A 21,526-nucleotide genomic window follows, 5' to 3' on the forward strand; every position below is an offset into this window, starting at 1 on the left:
AAGGATTGGCTTATGGAGGCGACACAATTTCAAACCATGCTCGAAGAGAGGGGAATTCTCCTCTCTTCCCGGGCGCTTGCGCAGTTTGAGCGCTATTACGAACTGCTCGTTGAGTGGAACGAGAAAATGAATTTGACCGCTATTACGGACAAGCCCGGCGTCTATGTGAAGCACTTTTTCGACTCGGTGTCCCCGGCTTTTTACTACGACTTTTCAGCGCCGCTTGCGCTTTGCGACGTCGGATCCGGGGCGGGATTTCCGAGCCTTCCGCTCAAAATTTGTTTTCCGCATTTGCGCGTTTCCATCGTTGATTCGCTGCAAAAACGCATCCGTTTTTTAGAGCATCTGATCACCGAGCTCGGGCTTGCGGACGTGGCGCTTTACCACGAACGCGCTGAGACGTTCGCCCGTCAAAAGGGGATGCGCGAATCATTTGACGTCGTCACGGCCAGAGCGGTGGCGCGCATGCCAGTGCTTGTCGAACTTTGCCTTCCGCTCGTGAAAATGGGCGGGACATTCATTGCGATGAAAGCTGCTTCGGCGCTCGAGGAGCTGAAAGAGGGAAACAAGGCGATTTCTGTGCTTGGCGGAGAAGTGACGGCGACGGAAACGTTCACGTTGCCGTTTGACGAAGGCGAACGAACGATCATTTTCATCCAAAAAATGAGAAAAACGCCGAACCAATACCCGCGCAAACCGGGAACGCCGAACAAACAACCGATTCAGTAGCGTCTTTGCGGGCGGGGGAGGGCTTTGCCGGCTGAAAGAGAGAAACAAGCTGTTTCGCTCCCCGCCTTCGTCCCGCGCCAAAAAACCGACTGTAAGGCGGCGTATGCCGGGCGAGACAGAGACATTTTGGCCAAGTATGTCCAAAGGTGGTGTAGGGGGATGAAACATCCATTTTCGCGCTTGTTCAGCTTTGGAGAAAAAGAACAGGAAGAAATGGAGGAAAAGCAAGAGCGGGAGGAAGTTCGCCACATTCCGGTCAAAAGCATTATTCCGAACCGCTTTCAGCCGCGCACGATGTTTGATGAAGAGAAGATCGACGAGTTGGCGCTGACGATCCGCACGCACGGCATCATCCAGCCGATCGTCGTCCGCGAATGCGGGAACGGACGGTTTGAAATCATCGCCGGCGAGCGGAGATGGAGAGCGGTGCAAAAGCTTGGCTGGACGGAAATCCCCGCGATCATCAAAAACTTAAATGACAAAGAAACCGCCTCCGTCGCCCTCATTGAAAACTTACAGCGCGAAGAGTTGACGCCGATTGAAGAGGCGATGGCGTACGCCAAATTGATCGAGCTCCATGATTTGACGCAAGAAGCGCTCGCTCAGCGGCTCGGCAAAGGACAGTCGACGATCGCCAATAAGCTGCGTCTGCTGAAACTCCCGCAAGAGGTGCAAGAGGCGCTCTTGCAACGGGCGATTACGGAACGTCATGCGCGCGCGTTGATTGCCTTGAAAGATAAAGAAAAACAGCTGAAACTGCTGCAAGAAATCATCGACAAACAGTTGAATGTCAAGCAGACGGAAGATCGGGTGTTAAAGCTGCTCGAGGCGGGGGAACGGAAGCCAAAACCGAAGCGAAAGGCGTTCAGCCGCGATATGCGCATCGCCGTCAACACGATCCGCCAGTCGCTTTCCATGGTCGAAAGCAGCGGGGTGTCCGTCCAATCTGAAGAAGAAGAATTCGATGACTACTATCAAATTACGATTCGAATCGCGAAAAAATAACGAAAGTCACCTTTTGCCTCATCAAGCACTGCTGATGGGGTTTTTTCTTTCAGAAAACAAAGTCATTTTCCTGTTTTCGTGCTAAAATAAAATGGATTGAGGAAGAGATAGAGGTAGGTGGCATCGTGGGAAAAGTCATTGCTATTGCAAACCAAAAAGGCGGAGTTGGAAAAACGACGACGGCGGTCAATTTATCGGCCTGTTTGGCGCATCTTGGAAAAAAAGTGCTGCTTGTTGACGCCGATCCGCAAGGAAATGCGACGAGCGGCATCGGCATTGAGCGAGGCGATGTCGACGAATGCATTTACAATGTCATCATTGGCGACATGAAAGCAAAAGATGTCATTCGACCGACGGACATCGAAAATTTATACGTCATTCCAGCGACGATCCAGCTCGCCGGCGCAGAAATTGAGCTCGTCTCGGTCATTTCCCGCGAAATCCGGCTGAGAAACGCGATCGAGCCGCTGAAAGACAAATACGACTTCATTATTATCGACTGTCCTCCTTCGCTCGGCTTGCTGACGCTCAACGCGTTGACAGCGGCCAATTCCGTGCTCATCCCTGTCCAATGCGAATATTATGCGTTAGAAGGGCTCAGCCAGCTGCTTAACACGATCCGGCTTGTGCAGCGGCACTTAAACTATGATTTGCGCCTCGAAGGCGTTCTGTTGACGATGCTTGATGCAAGGACGAATCTAGGCTTGCAGGTCATTCAAGAAGTCAAAAAGTATTTCCGCGAAAAGGTGTACCAGACGATCATCCCGCGAAACGTGCGGCTGAGCGAGGCGCCAAGCCATGGCAAGCCGATCATTTTGTACGATGTGAAATCGCGGGGGGCGGAAGTGTATTTGGAACTGGCGAAGGAGGTGCTTGAACGTGGCTAAAGGTCTCGGCAAAGGCATCAGTGCGCTGTTTGACAACCTTTCTCTCAATGAATTGAATGGGAAAGAGGAAACGGTGCGGGAAGTAAGCATTCACGACCTTCATCCCAACCCGTACCAGCCGCGGAAAACGTTTCAGCCTGAGGCGATTGAGGAGTTGAAGCAATCGATTTTGCAGCACGGCATTTTGCAGCCGCTCATCGTCCGCCGTGTACCGAACGGATTTGAAATCGTCGTTGGCGAACGGCGCTACCGGGCGGCCAAAGAGGCGAATTTGCCGTCAGTGCCGGTCGTGGTGCGCGAGTTGACTGATGAGCAAATGATGGAATTCGCCCTTCTTGAAAACTTGCAGCGCGAGGATTTGAACCCGATCGAGGAAGCGATGGCGTACAAAATGTTGATGGACAAGCTGCACTTAACCCAGGAGGAAGTCGCGAGCCGTGTTGGGAAGAGCCGTCCGCACATCGCTAATCATTTGCGTTTGTTGTCCCTCCCTCTAGATGTGCAAAAGCTGCTCATTGACGGCACACTTTCGATGGGACATGGCCGCGCGCTTTTAGGGCTGAAACAAAAAAGCAAAATGAAATCGATCGTGGAACGGACGATTCGCGAAGGGTTGAACGTCCGCCAGCTTGAAAAACTGATCCAACAAGCGAACGAAAATGTTTCACGTGAAACATCGAAGCGGAAACCGCCGGAAAAAAGCGTGTTTATTCGGGAAAGCGAATCGTTGCTGCGCGAAAAATTCGGGACGAACGTCACGATTAAACAAACGAGGAAAAGAGGAAAAATTGAAATTGAGTTTTTTTCTCCGGAAGATTTAGAGAGAATATTAGAACTGCTCGATGTGCGGTTCGACGAGTAAGTCGGCCCTTTGATCAAGGCCGGTTTATTTTTTTGCAAGAGAGGGTTGGACATCATGGTGTTGTTAGGGACGATTGTCAACGGAGTGAGCATTATCGCCGGGGCGTTGATTGGAAAATGGCTTCATCGCATCCCCGAGCGAGTAAAGGAAACGGTGATGGGGGGGATTGGGCTTGCGGTGGCGCTGCTTGGCATACAAATGGGAATGAAAAGCGAACAGTTTCTCGTTGTTATTTTCAGCCTTGTTTTCGGCGGCATTCTCGGGGAGTGGTGGAACTGGGAGGAAAAGCTGAACCAGCTCGGTCAATGGCTCGAGGCGAAAGTGAGCGGAAACGGGCAAGGAAGCATCGCGAAAGGGTTTGTCAGCGCGACGTTGTTGTTTGTCATCGGGGCGATGGCCATCGTCGGAGCGCTTGACAGCGGGCTGCGCGGCGACCATAGCGTCTTGTATACGAAATCGATTTTAGACGGCTTTGCCAGTGTCATTTTGACGACGACGCTCGGCATCGGCGTCATCTTCTCCGCCTTGCCGGTCGTTGTTTATGAGGGGAGCATCGCGCTGTTGGCGACGCAAATCGAACGGTTTGTGCCGAAGGAAGTGCTCGATTCGTTCATCGCCGAATCAACGGCGACCGGAGGTATTTTAATTATGGCCATTGGACTCAATATGCTCGGTTTGACGAACATTCGCGTGGCCAATTTGCTGCCGAGCATTCTCATTACGGCAGCCGCCGTTTTCATTCTTTCACTCGTTTAACGACCGGTTGTTTTGGCCGGACAGAAAAGAAATCCCCTCCTTGAACAGCTGACCAAGAGGGGGATTTGCTGCCTACCATAATGAATGCCGGTCTGTTGAGAGCGGAGGGGCAGCGAGCCGCTCTTTTCGGAGGATGAACCGCTCTGCTTCGTAAATGCCATTGGCGATCGTTTTCGCCATATTCATGACAAGATGGAGGCGCGTATTTTGCAGGACGAAAAACTCCATAAACCCGCTGACATTGACAACCCCAGTAATATGGGCGTCGCCGACGGGAAGGAGCTGTTTGTTGACCCCAGCCCCAGGGCGGACCGGTCCTTTGGCAATCGTGATGGCGCCGACGCTTTTCAGCCGCCCGAGGCAGGCATCGACCGCGATCATGAACGGATCGTGATGAATGAGTCGAATGGCTTCTACCTTTTCTTCCAAATTAACGGCATGGATGGGTTCTTCGAGTGTTCCGTACACGTGGAAGCGAGCCAACGGCTTCTCTTTGAGCATCGTGCCGACGAGCGGTCCAAGCGAATCGCCGGTCGAGCGGTCTGTGCCGATGCAAACGATAGCGACCGGCTGAACGAGCGGGTCGGGAAGCAGTGAGGCGACCTGCCAAGCGATCGACGACACCGCCCCTTGCTCATCGTAAAACACGCGGTCCCTTTCCTCCTTGGACGAGAAAAATATCGATGGTATACTCATTCGCTTCACTCCTACTTTCGTTTCAAAAGTATTAACAGTATACGGAAAATAAAAGAATGATATACATTTCATTGTTCGTTTTCTTGCCTTTTCTTCGCGATAACGGGATATCGGGCTACAAATCAGCGGCCGGTCTTGTTAAAATAAAAGCGCAGAACAAGAAAAAAGATTGAGGTGTCGCCAACGTTGAACACGATGGAAAAAACGATGAGCCGATTGTTCGCATTTTTGATAGATGAGAAATTGTGGCTCCAGATCGGAAAAGGGACGCTGAAGATTGTTCTCATCCTACTCATATGCGCCATTGCGGTGAAAGTGTTGAAAATTGCCGTTCATAACATGTTCAAAGTGCGACAGAAGGCGCCGATCCGCATTTCCGAACGGCGGGAGGCGACGCTCGTTCGGCTGCTCGACAACGTCATTACGTACGTACTATATTTTATTGCGCTCTTGATGATTTTAGATACGTTTGGCGTTCCCGTCAAAGCGCTGCTCGCCGGGGCTGGGGTCGTCGGGCTGGCCGTGGGTTTTGGCGCACAAAGCTTAGTGAAAGACATCATCACTGGATTTTTCATCATTTTTGAAGACCAGTTTGCGGTCGGCGATTATGTGCGCATCGGCAATTTTGAAGGGTATGTTGAAACGATTGGGCTTCGGGTGACGAAAATTAAAAGTTGGACCGGGGAAGTGCACATTTTGCCAAACGGCAGCATCACTCAAGTGACGAACTATTCACTGCACAACAGCCTCGCTGTCGTTGACGTCAGCATCGCCTATGAAGAAGACATTGAAGAGGCGGAGAAAGCCATCCGCGAGTTTCTTCCGCAGCTGCCGGCGAAGTATGAAGACATGGTCGCCCCGCCGGAATTGCTTGGCGTGCAAAATTTAGCCAGCTCAGAAGTCGTATTGCGCATCACGTGCGAAACGAAGCCGATGCGCCATCTGGCGGTCGCTCGGGCGATCCGCAAGGAAGTGAAGTTGCTGTTGGACGAACGGGGAATCGAAACCCCATACCCGCGGCTTGTGCTGCATCGCCGCGACGGACAAGAGCAGCCGGAGGCAAAGCCGCAACGGGAGCAATCGTTGTCATAGGGAGGTGGATCGATGGAAGAGAAACAGTTCGGCCTATACGATATCGTCGAAATGAAAAAGCCGCACCCATGTGGAACGAATCGTTGGAAAGTGATCCGCTTGGGCGCTGACATCCGCATTAAATGCGAAGGGTGCGCCCATAGCGTTTTGTTGCCGCGCAAAGAGTTTATCCGCAAAATGAAAAAAGTGCTCGTCAAGCATGAAGAATAAGCAAATGAAGCATGGTGGCGAGGCCATGCTCTTTTGTTGCGAAGGGGAGGGAGAAAATGACGGGAACGACGCATGTAACATCATGTCCGCTCAACTGCTGGGACGTATGCGGGCTGAAGGTGACGGTGAACGAGGGGAAAGTCGTACGGGTTGACGGCGACGAACACCATCCCATCACGAAAGGGAACATTTGCGGACGCGGGCGGATGTTGAAAGAGCGGGTAAACGCCAAAGAACGCCTTCTCTATCCGTTGAAAAAAGTAAACGGGCAGTTCGTTCGCATTTCTTGGGAAGAGGCGCTTGATGACATCGCCGGGAAAATGCGGAAGTTGAAAGAACAATTTGGGCCGACAGCCGTGCTTCACAGCCATGATTACGCCAACAACGGGCTGCTGAAAAACCTGGACCGCCGTTTTTTTAATTGTTATGGTGGGGCAACAGAGCTTATCGGCAGCCTTTGCTGGGGCGCGGGCATTGAGGCGCAGACATGGGATTTTGGCAACGCCTACAGCCATGCGCCAGAAGATATCGACAACAGCCGCCACATCGTCATTTGGGGGCGAAACGTCGCCCGCACGAACATGCATTTATTCGAGCGGTTGCTTGCCGCGAAAAAACGCGGGGCGACCATTGTGGTCATCGATCCGCTGTTTGGCCCGACGGCGCGCATCGCCGATCAGTACGTATGCATCAAGCCGGGAATGGACGCTTTTTTGGCGATGGGCATTATGAAAGAGCTGCTTCGACTCGGGTTGGAGGACCGGGCCTTTATCAAGCAACATACAATTGGGTTTGATGATGTCAAACAACTATTGCAGACAATTTCGTTGGCGGAGATTGAGCGGCATACCGGTGTTAGCCGCGATCAAATGACGGAGCTGGCCCGGCTTTACGGGGACCGGCCGACCGCAACGTATCTTGGCCTTGGCATGCAACGCTATGCGAACGGCGGCAATACAATCCGATGGATCGATGCCCTTGTCGCCGCAAGCGGCAACGTTGGCATTCCGGGTGGAGGGGCGAATTTTGGCAACTTGCAGGTGGGCGAGTGTTTTGATAAAGCCGCATTGACGCTCCCAGAGCGGAAAACGGCATCGCGCACATGGACGATGATGAAGCAGGGAGAAGAGATATTGCGGGCGAATGATCCACCGATCGGCATGGTGATCGTCACGTGCGGCAACCCGCTCGCTCAAGTGCCGAACACGAACTTGATGAAAAAAGCGTTCGCTTCCGTTGAAACGGTGGTTGTGTTTGAGCAGTTCATGACCGATACGGCTGCCATGGCTGATTATGTTTTGCCAGTAGCGGCTTCGTTTGAAGAGGAAGACGTCTATTGTTCATCGATGTACCATGCGTATTTGAACTACGGGCCGAAGCTTGTCGACCCGCCGGGTGAGGCGAAGCCGGACTTGTGGATTTGGACGGAGCTGGCAAAAAGGCTCGGGTTTGGGGATGATTTTGCCTATACGCGTGAGCAGTTTCTTGCGATGGCGCTCCGGCCGTTGGAGCATCACGGCATTACGCTGAAGCGATTGAAAACAGAACACCGCGTCCTTTTGCCTGTCGAACCGGTGCCATGGCGCGACCGCCGGTTTCAAACGCCAAGCGGAAAATACGAATTTACGTCAACCATCGCCAAGCAAAAAGGGATGGACGGCCGGCTGCAAATCATGTATCCGGCCGAATCGGAGGAGTCCAATCCGGCACTAGCCGCCAAATATCCGTATCGGCTGTTGACGATCCATCCGCTCCGTTCGAATCATTCGCAACATTATCCGCTCATCCCAGCGCTTCAGACAGTCCGCATTGAGGTAGCGGCTGATGTTGCTGCGGCAAAAGGTCTTGCCGATGGCGACCGGGCGCTTGTTTACAACGACCGTGGATCGCTCGTGGGAACGGTCAAGATGCTTGATGGCGCCTACCCAGGCACGATCAACATTGACGAAGGACAATGGGGAGTGTTCGGCGGGCCGGTCAACGTCCTCACGTCCGATTTGGAGTCGGATAACGGCTGCGGCAGCACGCTGTATGACTGTTTGGTCAATATTGAAAAAGTCACGTCGGAAGCAAAGTAAGCGGTTCACAGTTGCTTCGGATCAGTAGAAAAAAGATATTGTCGACGACAAAATGCGGTTTGAGGCTGTTGATCCGAAAAGATGATTTTGTCATCCAAGTGTTGGGAAAAGGGCGCAAACTTCCGCCTTTTTTGAAGCGGGTGGGAGAGGAAACATTCCCCGCTTGCGGCGCGCTTGTCATTTTCTTGGCCAGCCCATATAATGAGGAAAGATGTGAACGGGAAAGAGGAGTGGAACGAATGGGATTGACAGCAGGAATCGTCGGATTGCCGAACGTCGGCAAATCGACGCTGTTTAACGCCATTACAAAAGCAGGTGCTGAGTCAGCCAACTATCCGTTTTGCACAATTGAGCCGAACGTCGGTGTCGTCGAAGTGCCCGATGAGCGGCTCGATGTATTGACGGAAATGTTTCGGCCGAAGCGGACGGTGCCGACTGTTTTTGAATTTACCGATATCGCGGGCATCGTCAAAGGGGCGAGCAAAGGAGAGGGGCTTGGCAACAAGTTTTTGTCTCACATCCGCCAAGTCGATGCAATTTGCCAAGTCGTCCGCTGCTTCAGTGATGAAAACATCACCCACGTGGCGGGCAAAGTCGACCCGCTCGCCGATATCGAAACGATCAATTTGGAGCTCGTGTTGGCTGATTTGGAAACGATTGACAAACGAATCGAGCGGGTCGGCAAAATCGCCAAGCAAAAGGATAAAGAGGCGGCGTTTGAATACGACATTTTGCGGCGGTTGAAGGAGACGCTCGAAGCCGGCAAGCCGGCGCGCACACTCGAGTTCACTGATGAAGAGATGAAAGTCGTCAAGCAGCTGCATTTGTTGACGATAAAGCCGATGCTTTACGTCGCCAATGTCGGCGAGGAAGATATCGCTGACTCTAGCGGCAATCCGTTTGTCAAGGACGTGCGCGAGTTTGCCAAGCGCGACAACGCTGAAGTCATTGTTGTCTGCGCCAAAATCGAAGAGGAAATCGCTGAGTTCAGCGATGAGGAAAAACGGCAATTTTTACAGGAGCTCGGCATCGAGCAGTCCGGCCTTGACCAACTTATCCGCGCCGCTTACAGCTTGCTCGGATTGGCGACGTTTTTCACCGCCGGCGAGCAGGAGGTGCGGGCGTGGACGTTCCGCAAAGGGATGAAAGCGCCGCAATGCGCCGGCATCATCCATTCCGACTTTGAGCGAGGGTTTATTCGCGCGGAAACGGTGTCGTACGATGACCTTGTCGCGGCTGGATCGATGGCGGCGGCGCGCGAAGCCGGAAAAGTGCGCTTGGAGGGAAAAGACTACGAAGTGCAAGACGGCGACATTATGCATTTCCGGTTCAACGTGTAACCATTGGTTCGAGGGCAGGGCGGATGCAGCAGGTCACGGCGTGGGGCCGTTTTTGGCTTGGCCATACGGATGGAAGATGTTTGCGCCGACGGAATGCGGCAAACTGCCTTGCTTATCGTTGTCGGTCATGGTATAATCAACAAATGTGAGTAATGGTGATTGCTCCTTGCTCTTCGAATGGAAGGGCCGCTTAGACCAAAAGGAGGTGACGAGCGTGAGAAAGTACGAAATCATGTACATCATCCGCCCGAACATGGACGATGAAGCGAGACAAGCTCTCGTGGAACGGTTCAACAACGTGTTGAAAGAAAACGGCGCGGAGATTACGAACGTGACGGATTGGGGCAAGCGCCGCTTAGCCTATGAAATTCAAAAATACCGCGACGGCTATTACATGATCGTCAATGTCGTATCGGAGCCGAAAGCGGTGCAAGAATTCGACCGCTTAGCGCGCATCAGCGAAGACATCATCCGTCATATCGTCGTCAAAGAAGAAGAATAATCTTTTCGACATGATGAAGAGGTGGTTCTGATGATTAACCGCGTCATTTTGGTCGGCAGGTTAACGAGAGATCCGGAGTTGCGTTACACTCCAAGCGGAGTGGCTGTTGCCACGTTTACGCTCGCGGTCAACCGTCCGTTTACAAATCAGCAGGGCGAGCGGGAAACGGATTTTATTCAATGTGTCGTTTGGCGCCGCCAGGCGGAAAACGTCGCCAACTTTTTGAAAAAGGGGAGCTTGGCTGGTGTCGATGGCCGACTGCAAACCCGCAGCTATGAAAATCAAGAAGGTCGGCGCGTGTACGTGACGGAAGTGGTGGCTGATAGCGTCCAATTTCTTGAGCCGAAAGGAACGAGCGAGCAGCGAGGGGCAACAGCAGGCGGCTACTACGGGGATCCATTCCCATTCGGACAAGATCAGAACCACCGACATCCCGATGAAAAAGGGTTTGGCCGCATCGATGACGATCCTTTCGCCAATGACGGCCAGCCGATCGATATTTCTGATGATGATTTGCCGTTTTAATAAACAAGTCGCTTGAAGCCCCTGTCTTGAAGCAAAGCGCAGGCAGCGGGCCATTCCACCGATGAGGAAACGATGGCAACGGAAAGGAGGAAACAGCATGGCAGGACGGAAAGGCGGCCGCGGCAAACGCCGCAAAGTATGTTACTTCACGGCGAACAACATTACGCATATCGACTACAAAGATGTCGATTTGCTGAAAAAGTTCATTTCTGAACGCGGCAAAATTTTGCCGCGCCGTGTAACGGGAACGAGCGCGAAATATCAGCGCAAATTGACGGTCGCGATCAAACGCGCGCGCCAAATGGCGCTTCTGCCGTACGTTGCGGATGAGTGAGCCGAAAGCAAGCAGTAAGGGGGGATCCTTACTGCTTTTTTTATCTCCTCTGACTGAGCGGACTCCCACTCCCAAGCAGAGTGAAAGTGGGGAAGGAGGTCAAATCACTAAAAAAACAAAGAAAGGGGAACGTCCATTGCGAAAAACGCACGCCCTCACCGAAGCGGCGATTGAGCTCGCGCTGTTTGCTGTTTTGTTTTTGCTTGCGCTGTACGCGCCGGTCATTGGGATTGTCGCCGCTTTGTTTTTAGCGCTTCCGTTTATGGTGTTTACGATGCGCCATGGGTGGATTCCAGCTATGTTGCTGCTGGCGGCGGCCCTTGTCATCTCCGGTTTGATCGGCTCGCTTTTGTCGCTGCCGATGGCGCTTATGTTTGGCACCGTCGGCATGGCCGTCGGCGCGATGCTTTCGAAACAGAAAAACCGTTATCTTGTTCTTCTTGTCGGCGCGCTTGTATTTTTGGCGAATATCGTGCTTGATTACATCATCTCGATTCAATTTTTGCACGTCGATATGATCCAAGATACGCTTGCGCTCGTGCGAGAATCGTTTGACACGGCAATGAATCTAATGAAGGGAATGGGACAAGCGCCGCCTTTGGAGATGCAAAGGCAGTTCGAACAAGGGCTGAAGCTGATCGGCTATATGGTTCCGACGCTGTTTGTCATCGCTTCGTTTGCGCTGGCGTACGCGACGATCATCGTCTCGCTGCCGGTGATGAAGAGGCTGAAGCTGCCGGTCGGTTCATGGCCGCCGTTTCGCGAGCTTATGTGGCCGAAAACTGTATTGTGGTTGTATGTCTTCGTGCTCCTTCTCTCCTTGTTCCCGTTCAAAGAAGGATCGTTTGCCTATATCGCCGTGTTGAACTTATCGTATGTGTTGCAGCTGGCGATGATCGTGCAAGGATTTTCGTTTCTTTACTACGCCGCTTACAAAAAAGGGGTTGGCAAAGGTGTGGTGGCGGCAGGGACGGTTGTTTGCTTATTCCTGCCTTTTCTACTTTATCTTGTGGCGATATTCGGTATAATTGATTTAGGATTTGATTTGCGCCGCCGCATATGATAATTGGATCAGGCGAGTCATTTCTTCAGTGTAGGAGCTGACTTGAATGTCCCATTTTTATGAAAGGAAAGCGTATCGCTATCCGTTATATGCGTTAGCCGCCTTGGCGGTGCTTATGGCGATCGGCTTGTTTTACTTCCAATGGCTGCTTGGCCTCGTCGCCCTTCTTGGCGTCGGGTTTGTGCTTTATTATGTCATTGGGGCGCAACGCTCCTTGCATAAAGAGTTGGAGCACTATATTTCCAATTTGTCGCACCGGGTGAAAAAAGTAGGCGAGGAAGCGTTGATGCAAATGCCGATCGGCATTATGCTCATCGATGAAGGGGGAGAAATCGAGTGGTCGAACCGTTTTTTGGCCGCCTGCTTTAAGGAACAGACGCTTGTCGGCCGCTCTCTCGCCGAGCTTTCCGAATCGTTGGCCGCTTTTGTGAAAAGGGGAAAAACGGACGAAGAGATCGTCGAATTGAACGGAAAGCAACTGAAAGTGGTCATTCGCCGCTCGGAACGGCTTCTTTACTTTTTTGATGTTACTGAGCATTTGGAATTGAAGCGGCAGTATGAAGCGGAACGGCTGGTGCTCGCCATTATTTTTCTTGACAATTATGATGAAATTACGCAAGGGATGGACGATCAGGCAAAAAGCCAACTAAACAGCCTCGTCACGTCCGTGTTGAACCGGTGGGCGAACGACTATGGCATTTTTTTAAAGCGGACGTCATCCGACCGATTTATTGCCGTATTGAACGAACATATTCTTGGGCGGCTCGAGAAAAGCAAATTTTCCATTCTCGACGAAGTGCGAGAGCAGACGGCAAAACATCATGCCCAGCTGACGCTGAGCATCGGCATCGGCGCCGGCGTGTCCCAGCTCCCGGAGCTCGGGGCGCTCGCCCAATCAAGCTTGGACTTAGCGTTGGGGCGCGGGGGCGATCAAGTCGCGATTAAGCAAGGAAATGGAAAAGTGAAGTTTTACGGCGGCAAAACGAACCCGATGGAAAAGCGGACGCGCGTCCGCGCCCGCGTTATTTCCCATGCGCTTCGCGAACTGATTGCAGGAAGCGACAAAGTGCTCATCATGGGCCATAAATATCCCGATATGGACGCCATGGGAGCGGCGATCGGCGTTTTAAAAGTCGTCCAATCGAACCAAAAGGAAGGGTTTATCGTCGTCGATCCGGCCAAAACGGATGCCGGGGCGCAACGGTTGCTTGAGGAAATGAAAAAACATGCTGAATTATGGTCAAGATGCCTAAAACCGGAGCAGGCGCTTGAGCTCGTCACCGAGGATACGCTTTTGATCGTCGTCGATACGCATCGTCCGTCGCTCGTCATTGAAGAGCGGCTATTGTATCGCACCGACCATATCGTCGTCATTGATCACCATCGCCGCGGCGAAGAGTTCATTGAGGCGCCGATTCTCGTCTATATGGAGCCTTATGCTTCTTCGACATCGGAACTCGTCACCGAGCTGTTAGAGTACCAACCGAAACGGATGAAGCTGACGATGCTCGAAGCGACCGCCCTGCTTGCCGGCATCGTCGTCGACACGAAAAGCTTTACGCTCCGCACCGGCTCGCGGACGTTCGACGCCGCGTCATACTTGCGCGCCCAAGGAGCGGATACGGTGCTTGTGCAAAAATTGCTGCGGGAAAGCATCGCCAACTACGTCAAACGGGCGAAATTGATCGAACGGGCGGTGATCGATGAGCATGGCATCGCCATCGCCAAAGGCGGCGAAAACGAGGTGCACGACCAAGTGTTGATTGCGCAAACGGCCGATACGCTTCTCACTTTAAGCGGCGTCGTTGCCTCGTTCGTCATTTCCAAGCGGTCCGACGGGACGGTCGGCATCAGCGCCCGCTCGCTCGGCGATGTCAACGTGCAAGTCATTATGGAACGGCTTGGTGGAGGCGGACATTTGACAAACGCCGCCGCCCAATTGTCCGAAGTGACGGTGGAAGAGGCGGAGCGGCAGCTGCGTGAAGCCATTCATGACTATTTCGAGGGGGGGAAGCCATCATGAAAGTCATTTTTTTAAAAGATGTGAAAGGAAAAGGGAAAAAAGGGGAAATCAAAGACGTCGCCGACGGTTACGCAAACAACTTTTTGTTCAAACAAGGGCTCGCCATTGAAGCGACGCCGGCGAACATCAAAGCGCTCGAGGCGCAAAAACAAAAAGAGCAGCGCCAAGCGGCGGAAGAATTGGCCAATGCGAGAAAACTGAAAGAAGAGCTCGAGAAGCTGACGGTGGAAATCCCGGCGAAAGCGGGCGAGGGAGGCCGTTTGTTTGGCTCGATCACGAGCAAGCAAATCGCTGAGGCGCTTCAGACCCAGCATGGCTTAAAGCTTGACAAACGGAAAATCGAGCTTGCTGATGCCATTCGCTCCCTCGGATATACGAATGTGCCGGTGAAGCTCCATCCGGAAGTGACAGCGACCTTAAAAGTGCACGTCAAGGAACAAAAATAACGGTAGCGACGATGCCCCCGCCCGCTATGGCGGGGGCATTATCGACGGAAATGAAACGGGGGAAAAGGCGGTGAGACGATGAGCGAACTTTTTTCAGAACGAATTCCTCCGCAAAGCATTGAAGCCGAGCAGGCCGTGCTTGGCGCTGTGTTTTTGGATCCCACTGCGCTGACGCTCGCCTCGGAACGATTAATTCCCGAAGACTTCTACCGCGCGGCCCATCAAAAAATTTTCCACGCCATGCTTCGCGTCGCTGATAAAGGCGAGCCGGTCGATTTAGTGACGGTGACGGCGGAACTGGCCGCTTTGGAGCAGCTGGAGGAAGTGGGCGGTGTCTCCTACTTAAGCGAGCTTGCTGATTCTGTGCCGACAGCGGCCAACGTCGAATACTACGCCCGCATTGTTGAAGAAAAATCATTGCTTCGCCGCCTCATTCGCACGGCGACATCGATTGCCCAAGATGGCTATACAAGGGAAGATGAAATTGACGTTTTGCTCGATGAAGCGGAACGGAAAATTATGGAGGTTTCCCAACGGAAACATTCAGGCGCCTTTAAAAATATTAAAGATGTTCTCGTACAGACGTATGACAACATTGAAATGCTCCATAACCGGAACGGGGACATCACCGGCATCCCGACCGGATTCACGGAACTCGACCGGATGACGTCCGGATTTCAGCGCAGCGACTTGATTATCGTCGCCGCCCGGCCATCGGTCGGGAAGACGGCATTCGCATTAAACATCGCCCAAAATGTGGCGACGAAGACGAACGAAAATGTCGCGATTTTCAGCTTGGAAATGAGCGCCCAGCAGCTTGTGATGCGGATGCTTTGCGCCGAAGGCAACATCAACGCCCAAAACTTGCGCACTGGCAAGCTGACGCCGGAAGATTGGGGCAAGCTGACGATGGCGATGGGCAGTTTGTCAAACGCCGGCATTTATATTGACGATACGCCGAGCATCCGCGTCAGCGACATTCGCGCCAAATGCCGCCGCTTGAAACAGGAAAGCGGCCTCGGCATGGTGGTGATCGATTATTTGCAGCTCATTCAAGGAAGTGGGCGCAACCGGGAAAACCGCCAGCAGGAAGTGTCGGAAATCTCCCGTTCGTTAAAGGCGCTCGCCCGCGAGCTCGAAGTGCCGGTCATTGCTTTGTCACAGCTGTCGCGCAGCGTTGAGCAGCGCCAGGACAAGCGGCCGATGATGTCCGATCTTCGCGAATCGGGGAGCATTGAGCAAGACGCTGATATCGTCGCCTTTTTGTATCGCGACGACTACTACAACAAAGATTCCGAGAACAAAAACATCATCGAAATCATTATCGCCAAACAGCGGAACGGCCCGGTCGGGACGGTGCAGCTCGCCTTTATTAAAGAGTACAATAAATTCGTCAACTTAGAGCGCCGTTTCGATGAGGCGCAAATTCCACCGGGGGCGTAAGACGGACCGCGCTGCCGGCGTCGAGCGCCTTTTTGTTCTTTTGGTCTTTGACTATTTCCCCGTTTACACCCGCGGCGTTGAAGAGGGAGCCTTCCTGATCATTAATAAACGAATAAAAAAGACGATATTTTCTTTTAATGTTCGTGTTTCATTGACTTTATGGCTGAAAACTGGTACACTGACAATGTTTAGACCGAGGAAACTGGAGGTGCTCGCCATGTCGTCAGTCGTTGTTGTCGGCACGCAATGGGGCGATGAAGGGAAAGGGAAAATTACGGACTTTTTATCGGAAAATGCGGAAGTGATTGCCCGGTATCAAGGGGGAAACAACGCCGGACACACGATCGTGTTCAACGGGGAAAAGTATAAGCTGCACTTGATCCCGTCGGGCATTTTTTATAAAGATAAAATTTGCGTCATCGGCAACGGCATGGTCATTGATCCGAAAGCGCTTGTCGCCGAGCTTTCCTATTTGCATGAGCGCGGCGTTTCGACCGATAATTTGCGCATCAGCAACCGCGCCCATGTCATTTTGCCGTATCATTTGAAGTTGGACGAGCTTGAGGAAGAGCGGAAAGGCGCCAATAAAATCGGCACGACGAAAAAAGGAATCGGGCCGGCGTACATGGACAAGGCGGCGCGCATCGGCATCCGCATTGTTGATTTGCTTGACCGCGATGTGTTCGCGGAAAAGCTGGCCCGCAACTTGGAAGAGAAAAACATGTTGTTCGAAAAAGTGTACGGTACCGAAGGGTTCCGCTTCGAGGACATTTTTGAGGAGTATTACGAGTACGGCCAGCAAATCGCCCAATACGTCTGCGACACATCGGTCGTATTGAACAATGCGCTCGATGAAGGGCGCCGCGTCTTGTTCGAAGGAGCGCAAGGCGTCATGCTTGACATTGACCAAGGAACGTATCCGTTTGTCACGTCGTCGAATCCAGTCGCTGGCGGGGTCACGATCGGCGCCGGTGTCGGGCCGACGAAAATCAAGCATGTCGTCGGGGTGGCGAAAGCCTATACGACGCGCGTCGGCGACGGGCCGTTCCCGACAGAGCTGCACGATGAAATCGGCGACCGCATTCGCGAAGTCGGCCGCGAGTATGGGACGACGACCGGCCGTCCGCGCCGCGTCGGTTGGTTTGACAGTGTTGTTGTCCGTCATGCCCGCCGGGTGAGCGGCATTACGGACTTGTCGCTTAACTCGATCGACGTGTTGACCGGCATTGAAACGTTGAAAATTTGCGTCGCCTATCGCTACCGCGGCCAAGTGCTCGAAGAATTTCCAGCCAGCTTAAAAGTGTTGGCCGAATGCGAGCCGATCTATGAAGAACTTCCTGGCTGGACGGAAGATATCACCGGGGTGAAAAGTCTAGACGAGCTACCGGCGAACGCCCGCCATTACGTCGAGCGCATTTCCCAGCTCACCGGCATCCCTCTTTCGATTTTCTCCGTCGGACCGGACCGTTCGCAAACGAACGTCGTCCGCAGCGTCTACGCGTAAGCGGCAACAGTGGACGGTGGCAGGCAGCGTATAAACAATGCAAACGACAGGCATAGATGCGCGCGCGTCTATGCTTTTTTCTTTGATCGGCTCCTCAAAATGGCAATCGGCAAAGGATGATTTCATGTTCATAACATGGTAAATTAGTAATGATAGGATTCCATCGCAAAAGGAAGGATGTGAGCGAGATGGAAAAACGCATTTTAGTCGTTGATGATGAAAAACCGATTGCCGATATTTTGCAATTTAATTTGCAAAAAGAAGGATATGAAGTCATTTGCGCCTACGACGGCGAAGAAGCGCTGCAAAAAGTTGAAGAAACGATGCCGGACTTGATTTTATTGGATATTATGTTGCCGTTAAAAGATGGCATGGAAGTATGCCGTGAAGTGCGGAAAAAGTATGATATGCCGATCATTATGCTGACAGCGAAAGATTCCGAGATTGATAAAGTGCTTGGGTTGGAGCTTGGTGCGGACGATTATGTGACAAAGCCGTTCAGCACGCGCGAGCTCCTGGCGCGGGTGAAGGCAAACTTGCGCCGCCATGCGCAAACGGCCAACCAAGAAGAAGGAGAAAACGAAACAAATGAAATCGTCATTGGCCCGCTCGTCATCCGTCCGGACGCGTATGTCGTGCAAAAGCGGGGGGAAACCATTGAACTGACCCACCGCGAATTTGAACTGCTTCATTACTTAGCGAAACATATCGGCCAAGTGATGACGCGCGAGCATTTGCTGCAAACCGTCTGGGGCTACGATTACTATGGCGATGTGCGCACCGTGGACGTGACGGTAAGACGTCTGCGTGAAAAAATTGAGGACAACCCTTCCCACCCGAATTGGATCGTCACAAGACGGGGAGTCGGCTATTACTTGCGCAATCCGGAACAGGAGTCATGAGCCAGCATGAAAAAAGTAGGTCCATTCCGTTCGATTCATTTTAAGTTTGTCATCATTTATGTATTACTGATTCTCGTTGCCATGCAAATCATCGGCGTGTACTTCGTTCGCAAGCTGGAAACGGAGCTTGTGCAGAACTTTAAAAACTCATTAAACGAACGGGTGACCTTGCTCGCCTATAACGTCGAGCAGGCGATGAATCGGGAGCGCGATGAAAAAAGCCCGACATTGGAAGAAGACATCCGTTCGCTTCTTCATGATTTCGTTTCCCAAGACATTTCCGAAGTGCGCGTCATCGATGAGAAAGGGAAAGTGCTTGCGACATCCAATCCGTATATGCAAAACATCGTCGGAAAGCGGACGACCGAGATTTATGTAAAACGTTCCCTCGTCACCGGCGAAATCGTCGACCGGATGCTGCTCGATTCGAAAACAGGTCATCGCATGTACATTTCGTCGACTCCGATCAAAACGAGCGGCGAAATCAAAGGTGTCATTTACGTCATCGCCTCGATGGAAAACGTCTTTTCGCAAATGCGGCAAATCAATATGATTTTGGCGACCGGGACGGGGATCGCTCTCGCCATTACCGCCGTGCTCGGCATTTTTTTGTCGCGCACGATCACCCGGCCGATTTCCGATATGCGCCGGCAAGCGCTGGCGATGACGAGGGGAGATTTCTCACGCAAGGTCAAAGTGTACGGCTATGATGAAATCGGCCAATTGGCGATGACGTTCAATAACCTGACCAAAAAACTGCAGGAAGCGCAGGCGACGACGGAAGGGGAACGGCGCAAGCTCGAGTCCGTCTTGACGCATATGACGGATGGCGTCATTGCGACCGACCGTCGCGGGCGCGTCATTCTCATTAACGATGCAGCGTTAAACATTTTGAATGTTTCACGTGAAACAGTGCTGTCGAGTTCGATCGTCGACGTGCTTGGCATTGCCGACCAGTATACGTTTGAAACGCTGCTTGAGGAGCGCGATTCGCTCATTTTAGATTTCAGCACGGATGAGGAACTATATATTTTGCGCGCGTCGTTGTCGGTGATTCAAAAAGAGGGCGGATTTGTCAACGGGTTGATCGTCGTTTTGCACGACATTACCGAACAGGAAAAAATCGACCGCGAGCGGCGGCAGTTTGTCGCCAATGTGTCGCATGAATTGCGCACGCCGCTCACCACGATGAAAAGCTACCTAGAAGCGCTCGCTGACGGCGCTTGGCAAGATAAAGACATCGCGCCGAGGTTCATTCAAGTCGTGCAAAATGAAACGGAACGGATGATTCGGCTCGTCAACGACTTGCTCCATCTGTCCAAGCTCGACAGCAAAGACTACAAGCTGAAGAAAACGTGGATCAATTTTTCAGCCTATTTCCATAAAGTCATTGACCGATTTGAGTTGACGAAAAGCGACAACATCCGGTTCGTTCGCAAAATTCCGCGCGAGGCGATTTTTATTGAAGTTGATGAAGATAAAATTACGCAAGTGTTAGATAACATTATTTCGAACGCTTTGAAATACTCTCCGCAAGGCGGGACGATTACATTTCGCGTCCGCAAACTTTCTGATGAAATGATTGTCAGCGTCAGCGACGAAGGGGTCGGCATCCCGAAGGCCGATTTGGCGAAAATTTTTGAGCGGTTTTACCGGGTCGACAAGGCCAGGTCGCGCAAATTGGGCGGTACGGGGCTTGGGCTGGCCATTGCCAAAGAAGTCGTGCTCGCCCATGGCGGAACGATTTGGGCGGAAAGCAAAGAACATAAAGGGACGACGATTTATTTTACGCTGCCGCTAGAACGCGAGCAAAAGGATGACTGGTGCGATGTATGAAACGATCAAAACCATCGTGTTGACGTTGCTTGTGCTCATCAGCATTACCTTAACGTTTGCCTTATGGACATATCATCCGAAATACGACGTGTTGCAAAACGACGAATACATTCAACACGTCTCCGTGAGCAATACGCAAGTGGATACAGCGATGGTCGTGCAGCCAAAGCAGATTCTCATTCATAAAAACGGCGTCCCCTATGCTGTGACGAAAGACGAAGAGAAAAATGAAGTGCTGAAAGAAATGAGAAGATGGACGCTTGACGATTTCGAAGATGTTTCGTCTTCTGTTCCGCAAGGGAAGTTTTTATCGTTTTTAAATGGCAAAGAGCGGCTTGAGATCATTTACCCCGATGAGGTGCCGATCGACATATACCGATTGATTTTCACGATCGATGACAGGGGGCTCGACGGCTTGGCGTTTGACCGCCTGCTCGTCCCGCTCGGCGGGAAGGACGAGTTCCCCATCTACTTCATCGCGACCGACAAGCGCAAAATTTACAAAGCGATTGCCAGCGATGCCTCCTTATCGGCGATCGGCCGGCTGGCGAAAGAAACGAGCCATTTTCCGCGTTATTTCGCTTATCCGGTCAGCGAAACGAAGCAGTTGTATTTGCCGGAAAAAGAAGTGGTGCTCAGCAGTCTGCAATATTATACCGACGAGCTGGACGCAGACAAGTTTAAAGAAGCGCTCTTTAGCGATCCAAGCTTTGTCAAAAAAGATTTGATTCCGTTTGGCGAAGAATATACAGACGGTTCGCGGCTGATGGACGTCGATTTTCTTCAACGGATGCTGCTGTATGTGAATCCAGCGGCGCGCGTCTCGAATATGGGACAAACAGAGCAAGAAACCCATATCATCCAAAAAAGCATTGATTTCGTCAATGAGCATGGCGGTTGGACGGATCTGTATCATTTCGCCCGCTGGAGCGAGGAGGATCGAAAAGTCACGTTCCGGCTTGTCGTCAACGGCTATCCAGTCTTTAATGAATACGGCATGTCAGAAATCGTGGAGACGTGGGGAGCGTCCGATTTGATGAAATACCAACGTCCGCTCTTCCGCCTTGAAATCGCGGATCGCAACCGCACACCAAAAACGCTGCCGTCCGGCCATGAGGTCGTCAACTGGTTCGAACAGACGAAAGGCGTTCGCAAATCGCTCATCAAAGATATCGCCATCGGCTATGAGCTCATCAAAGATCCCGAGCGGGAAAAAGTCATCCGCCTTGAACCGGCATGGTTCTACTTGTACGGACAAACGTGGAAAAAGGTGGACACGAGCGATGAGGCGGG

Annotated in this window: 21 protein-coding genes; 20 read left to right on the plus strand and 1 reads right to left on the minus strand. The window is 52.2% G+C overall.

Annotation, left to right across the window (positions count from 1 at the left end; genetic code table 11):
* Nucleotides 1-12 precede the first annotated feature (12 nt).
* From rsmG to GZ1_RS11415, 5 genes are all read left to right on the plus strand, one after another.
* On the plus strand, nucleotides 13-729 hold the full coding sequence (rsmG, locus tag GZ1_RS11395; protein ID WP_011232955.1) for a 16S rRNA (guanine(527)-N(7))-methyltransferase RsmG: 717 nt from the start codon (nucleotides 13-15) through the stop codon (nucleotides 727-729).
* Between the two features lie 159 nt (nucleotides 730-888).
* Nucleotides 889-1,734: a nucleoid occlusion protein gene (gene noc / locus GZ1_RS11400; protein WP_011232954.1), complete on the plus strand. Its 846-nt coding sequence runs from the start codon at nucleotides 889-891 to the stop codon at nucleotides 1,732-1,734.
* Nucleotides 1,735-1,859: 125 nt separating this feature from the next.
* Nucleotides 1,860-2,621 carry a ParA family protein gene (locus GZ1_RS11405; protein WP_011232953.1) on the plus strand — a complete coding sequence of 254 codons (762 nt, stop codon included), beginning with the start codon at nucleotides 1,860-1,862 and terminating at the stop codon, nucleotides 2,619-2,621.
* The gene (locus tag GZ1_RS11410) at nucleotides 2,614-3,483 is read left to right on the plus strand and encodes a ParB/RepB/Spo0J family partition protein (RefSeq protein WP_015376130.1); all 870 of its coding nucleotides are present in this window, start codon (nucleotides 2,614-2,616) and stop codon (nucleotides 3,481-3,483) included. Before GZ1_RS11405 ends, GZ1_RS11410 begins: the two co-directional genes overlap by 8 nt.
* A 54-nt stretch (nucleotides 3,484-3,537) precedes the next feature.
* On the plus strand, nucleotides 3,538-4,239 hold the full coding sequence (locus GZ1_RS11415) for a DUF554 domain-containing protein (RefSeq protein WP_033005544.1): 702 nt from the start codon (nucleotides 3,538-3,540) through the stop codon (nucleotides 4,237-4,239).
* A gap of 72 nt (nucleotides 4,240-4,311) precedes the next feature.
* Here the strand turns inward: GZ1_RS11415 and yyaC are convergent, their stop codons facing one another.
* Nucleotides 4,312-4,935, minus strand: coding sequence for a spore protease YyaC (yyaC, locus tag GZ1_RS11420; RefSeq protein WP_060788507.1), 624 nt, complete (start codon nucleotides 4,933-4,935; stop codon nucleotides 4,312-4,314).
* 186 nt (nucleotides 4,936-5,121) lie between these two features.
* On the opposite strand from yyaC, the gene GZ1_RS11425 reads away from it, so the two are divergent.
* The 15 genes from GZ1_RS11425 to GZ1_RS11495 form a co-directional block, all read left to right on the plus strand.
* Nucleotides 5,122-6,027, plus strand: coding sequence for a mechanosensitive ion channel family protein (locus GZ1_RS11425; protein ID WP_060788508.1), 906 nt, complete (start codon nucleotides 5,122-5,124; stop codon nucleotides 6,025-6,027).
* A 12-nt stretch (nucleotides 6,028-6,039) separates the two neighbouring features.
* Nucleotides 6,040-6,237: a DUF951 domain-containing protein gene (locus GZ1_RS11430; RefSeq protein WP_011232948.1), complete on the plus strand. Its 198-nt coding sequence runs from the start codon at nucleotides 6,040-6,042 to the stop codon at nucleotides 6,235-6,237.
* Nucleotides 6,238-6,293: 56 nt separating this feature from the next.
* Nucleotides 6,294-8,315, plus strand: a complete 2,022-nt coding sequence (locus GZ1_RS11435) for a molybdopterin-dependent oxidoreductase (protein ID WP_013524882.1) — start codon at nucleotides 6,294-6,296, stop codon at nucleotides 8,313-8,315.
* 239 nt (nucleotides 8,316-8,554) lie between these two features.
* Nucleotides 8,555-9,655, plus strand: a complete 1,101-nt coding sequence (gene ychF, locus GZ1_RS11440; protein WP_013524881.1) for a redox-regulated ATPase YchF — start codon at nucleotides 8,555-8,557, stop codon at nucleotides 9,653-9,655.
* A gap of 214 nt (nucleotides 9,656-9,869) precedes the next feature.
* Nucleotides 9,870-10,157, plus strand: coding sequence for a 30S ribosomal protein S6 (gene rpsF / locus GZ1_RS11445; RefSeq protein ID WP_011232945.1), 288 nt, complete (start codon nucleotides 9,870-9,872; stop codon nucleotides 10,155-10,157).
* Nucleotides 10,158-10,187: 30 nt separating this feature from the next.
* Nucleotides 10,188-10,682: a single-stranded DNA-binding protein gene (gene ssb, locus GZ1_RS11450; protein ID WP_015376126.1), complete on the plus strand. Its 495-nt coding sequence runs from the start codon at nucleotides 10,188-10,190 to the stop codon at nucleotides 10,680-10,682.
* A gap of 97 nt (nucleotides 10,683-10,779) precedes the next feature.
* On the plus strand, nucleotides 10,780-11,016 hold the full coding sequence (rpsR, locus tag GZ1_RS11455; protein ID WP_008880812.1) for a 30S ribosomal protein S18: 237 nt from the start codon (nucleotides 10,780-10,782) through the stop codon (nucleotides 11,014-11,016).
* A gap of 136 nt (nucleotides 11,017-11,152) precedes the next feature.
* Nucleotides 11,153-12,079: a YybS family protein gene (locus GZ1_RS11460; RefSeq protein WP_011232943.1), complete on the plus strand. Its 927-nt coding sequence runs from the start codon at nucleotides 11,153-11,155 to the stop codon at nucleotides 12,077-12,079.
* 46 nt (nucleotides 12,080-12,125) lie between these two features.
* Nucleotides 12,126-14,102 carry a DHH family phosphoesterase gene (locus tag GZ1_RS11465; RefSeq protein ID WP_020754218.1) on the plus strand — a complete coding sequence of 659 codons (1,977 nt, stop codon included), beginning with the start codon at nucleotides 12,126-12,128 and terminating at the stop codon, nucleotides 14,100-14,102.
* Entirely contained in the window at nucleotides 14,099-14,548 is a 450-nt protein-coding gene (rplI, locus tag GZ1_RS11470; protein WP_020754217.1) for a 50S ribosomal protein L9, read from the plus strand. Before GZ1_RS11465 ends, rplI begins: the two co-directional genes overlap by 4 nt.
* Nucleotides 14,549-14,626: 78 nt before the next feature.
* A complete protein-coding gene (dnaB, locus tag GZ1_RS11475; RefSeq protein ID WP_011232940.1) occupies nucleotides 14,627-15,991 on the plus strand; it encodes a replicative DNA helicase in 1,365 nt (454 codons plus the stop codon).
* Nucleotides 15,992-16,208: 217 nt separating this feature from the next.
* The gene (locus tag GZ1_RS11480) at nucleotides 16,209-17,495 is read left to right on the plus strand and encodes an adenylosuccinate synthase (protein ID WP_060788510.1); all 1,287 of its coding nucleotides are present in this window, start codon (nucleotides 16,209-16,211) and stop codon (nucleotides 17,493-17,495) included.
* 188 nt (nucleotides 17,496-17,683) lie between these two features.
* Entirely contained in the window at nucleotides 17,684-18,397 is a 714-nt protein-coding gene (gene yycF / locus GZ1_RS11485; protein ID WP_011232938.1) for a response regulator YycF, read from the plus strand.
* Between the two features lie 6 nt (nucleotides 18,398-18,403).
* Complete coding sequence (gene walK, locus GZ1_RS11490) at nucleotides 18,404-20,233, plus strand: cell wall metabolism sensor histidine kinase WalK (protein ID WP_020754214.1); 1,830 nt, start codon at nucleotides 18,404-18,406, stop codon at nucleotides 20,231-20,233.
* On the plus strand, nucleotides 20,226-21,526 hold a 1,301-nt coding region (locus GZ1_RS11495), incomplete at its 3' end, for a YycH family regulatory protein (protein WP_060788509.1). The genes walK and GZ1_RS11495, both read left to right, overlap by 8 nt.

The organism is Geobacillus zalihae NBRC 101842, from assembly GCF_001544135.1.
GTDB classification, from domain to species: Bacteria; Bacillota; Bacilli; order Bacillales; family Anoxybacillaceae; genus Geobacillus; species Geobacillus zalihae.

Excerpts from the sequence above, each read along its gene's own strand:
- yycF (WP_011232938.1), top strand. The coding sequence starts at position 17,684 with ATGGAAAAACGCATTTTAGTCGTTGATGATGAAAAACCGATTGCCGAT.
- dnaB (WP_011232940.1), top strand. The coding sequence starts at position 14,627 with ATGAGCGAACTTTTTTCAGAACGAATTCCTCCGCAAAGCATTGAAGCC.
- walK (WP_020754214.1), top strand. The coding sequence starts at position 18,404 with ATGAAAAAAGTAGGTCCATTCCGTTCGATTCATTTTAAGTTTGTCATC.
- GZ1_RS11430 (WP_011232948.1), top strand. The coding sequence starts at position 6,040 with ATGGAAGAGAAACAGTTCGGCCTATACGATATCGTCGAAATGAAAAAG.
- GZ1_RS11415 (WP_033005544.1), top strand. The coding sequence starts at position 3,538 with ATGGTGTTGTTAGGGACGATTGTCAACGGAGTGAGCATTATCGCCGGG.
- GZ1_RS11480 (WP_060788510.1), top strand. The coding sequence starts at position 16,209 with ATGTCGTCAGTCGTTGTTGTCGGCACGCAATGGGGCGATGAAGGGAAA.
- rsmG (WP_011232955.1), top strand. The coding sequence starts at position 13 with ATGGAGGCGACACAATTTCAAACCATGCTCGAAGAGAGGGGAATTCTC.
- GZ1_RS11465 (WP_020754218.1), top strand. The coding sequence starts at position 12,126 with ATGTCCCATTTTTATGAAAGGAAAGCGTATCGCTATCCGTTATATGCG.
- ychF (WP_013524881.1), top strand. The coding sequence starts at position 8,555 with ATGGGATTGACAGCAGGAATCGTCGGATTGCCGAACGTCGGCAAATCG.
- ssb (WP_015376126.1), top strand. The coding sequence starts at position 10,188 with ATGATTAACCGCGTCATTTTGGTCGGCAGGTTAACGAGAGATCCGGAG.
- noc (WP_011232954.1), top strand. The coding sequence starts at position 889 with ATGAAACATCCATTTTCGCGCTTGTTCAGCTTTGGAGAAAAAGAACAG.
- GZ1_RS11435 (WP_013524882.1), top strand. The coding sequence starts at position 6,294 with ATGACGGGAACGACGCATGTAACATCATGTCCGCTCAACTGCTGGGAC.
- rplI (WP_020754217.1), top strand. The coding sequence starts at position 14,099 with ATGAAAGTCATTTTTTTAAAAGATGTGAAAGGAAAAGGGAAAAAAGGG.
- rpsR (WP_008880812.1), top strand. The coding sequence starts at position 10,780 with ATGGCAGGACGGAAAGGCGGCCGCGGCAAACGCCGCAAAGTATGTTAC.
- yyaC (WP_060788507.1), bottom strand. The coding sequence starts at position 4,935 with ATGAGTATACCATCGATATTTTTCTCGTCCAAGGAGGAAAGGGACCGC.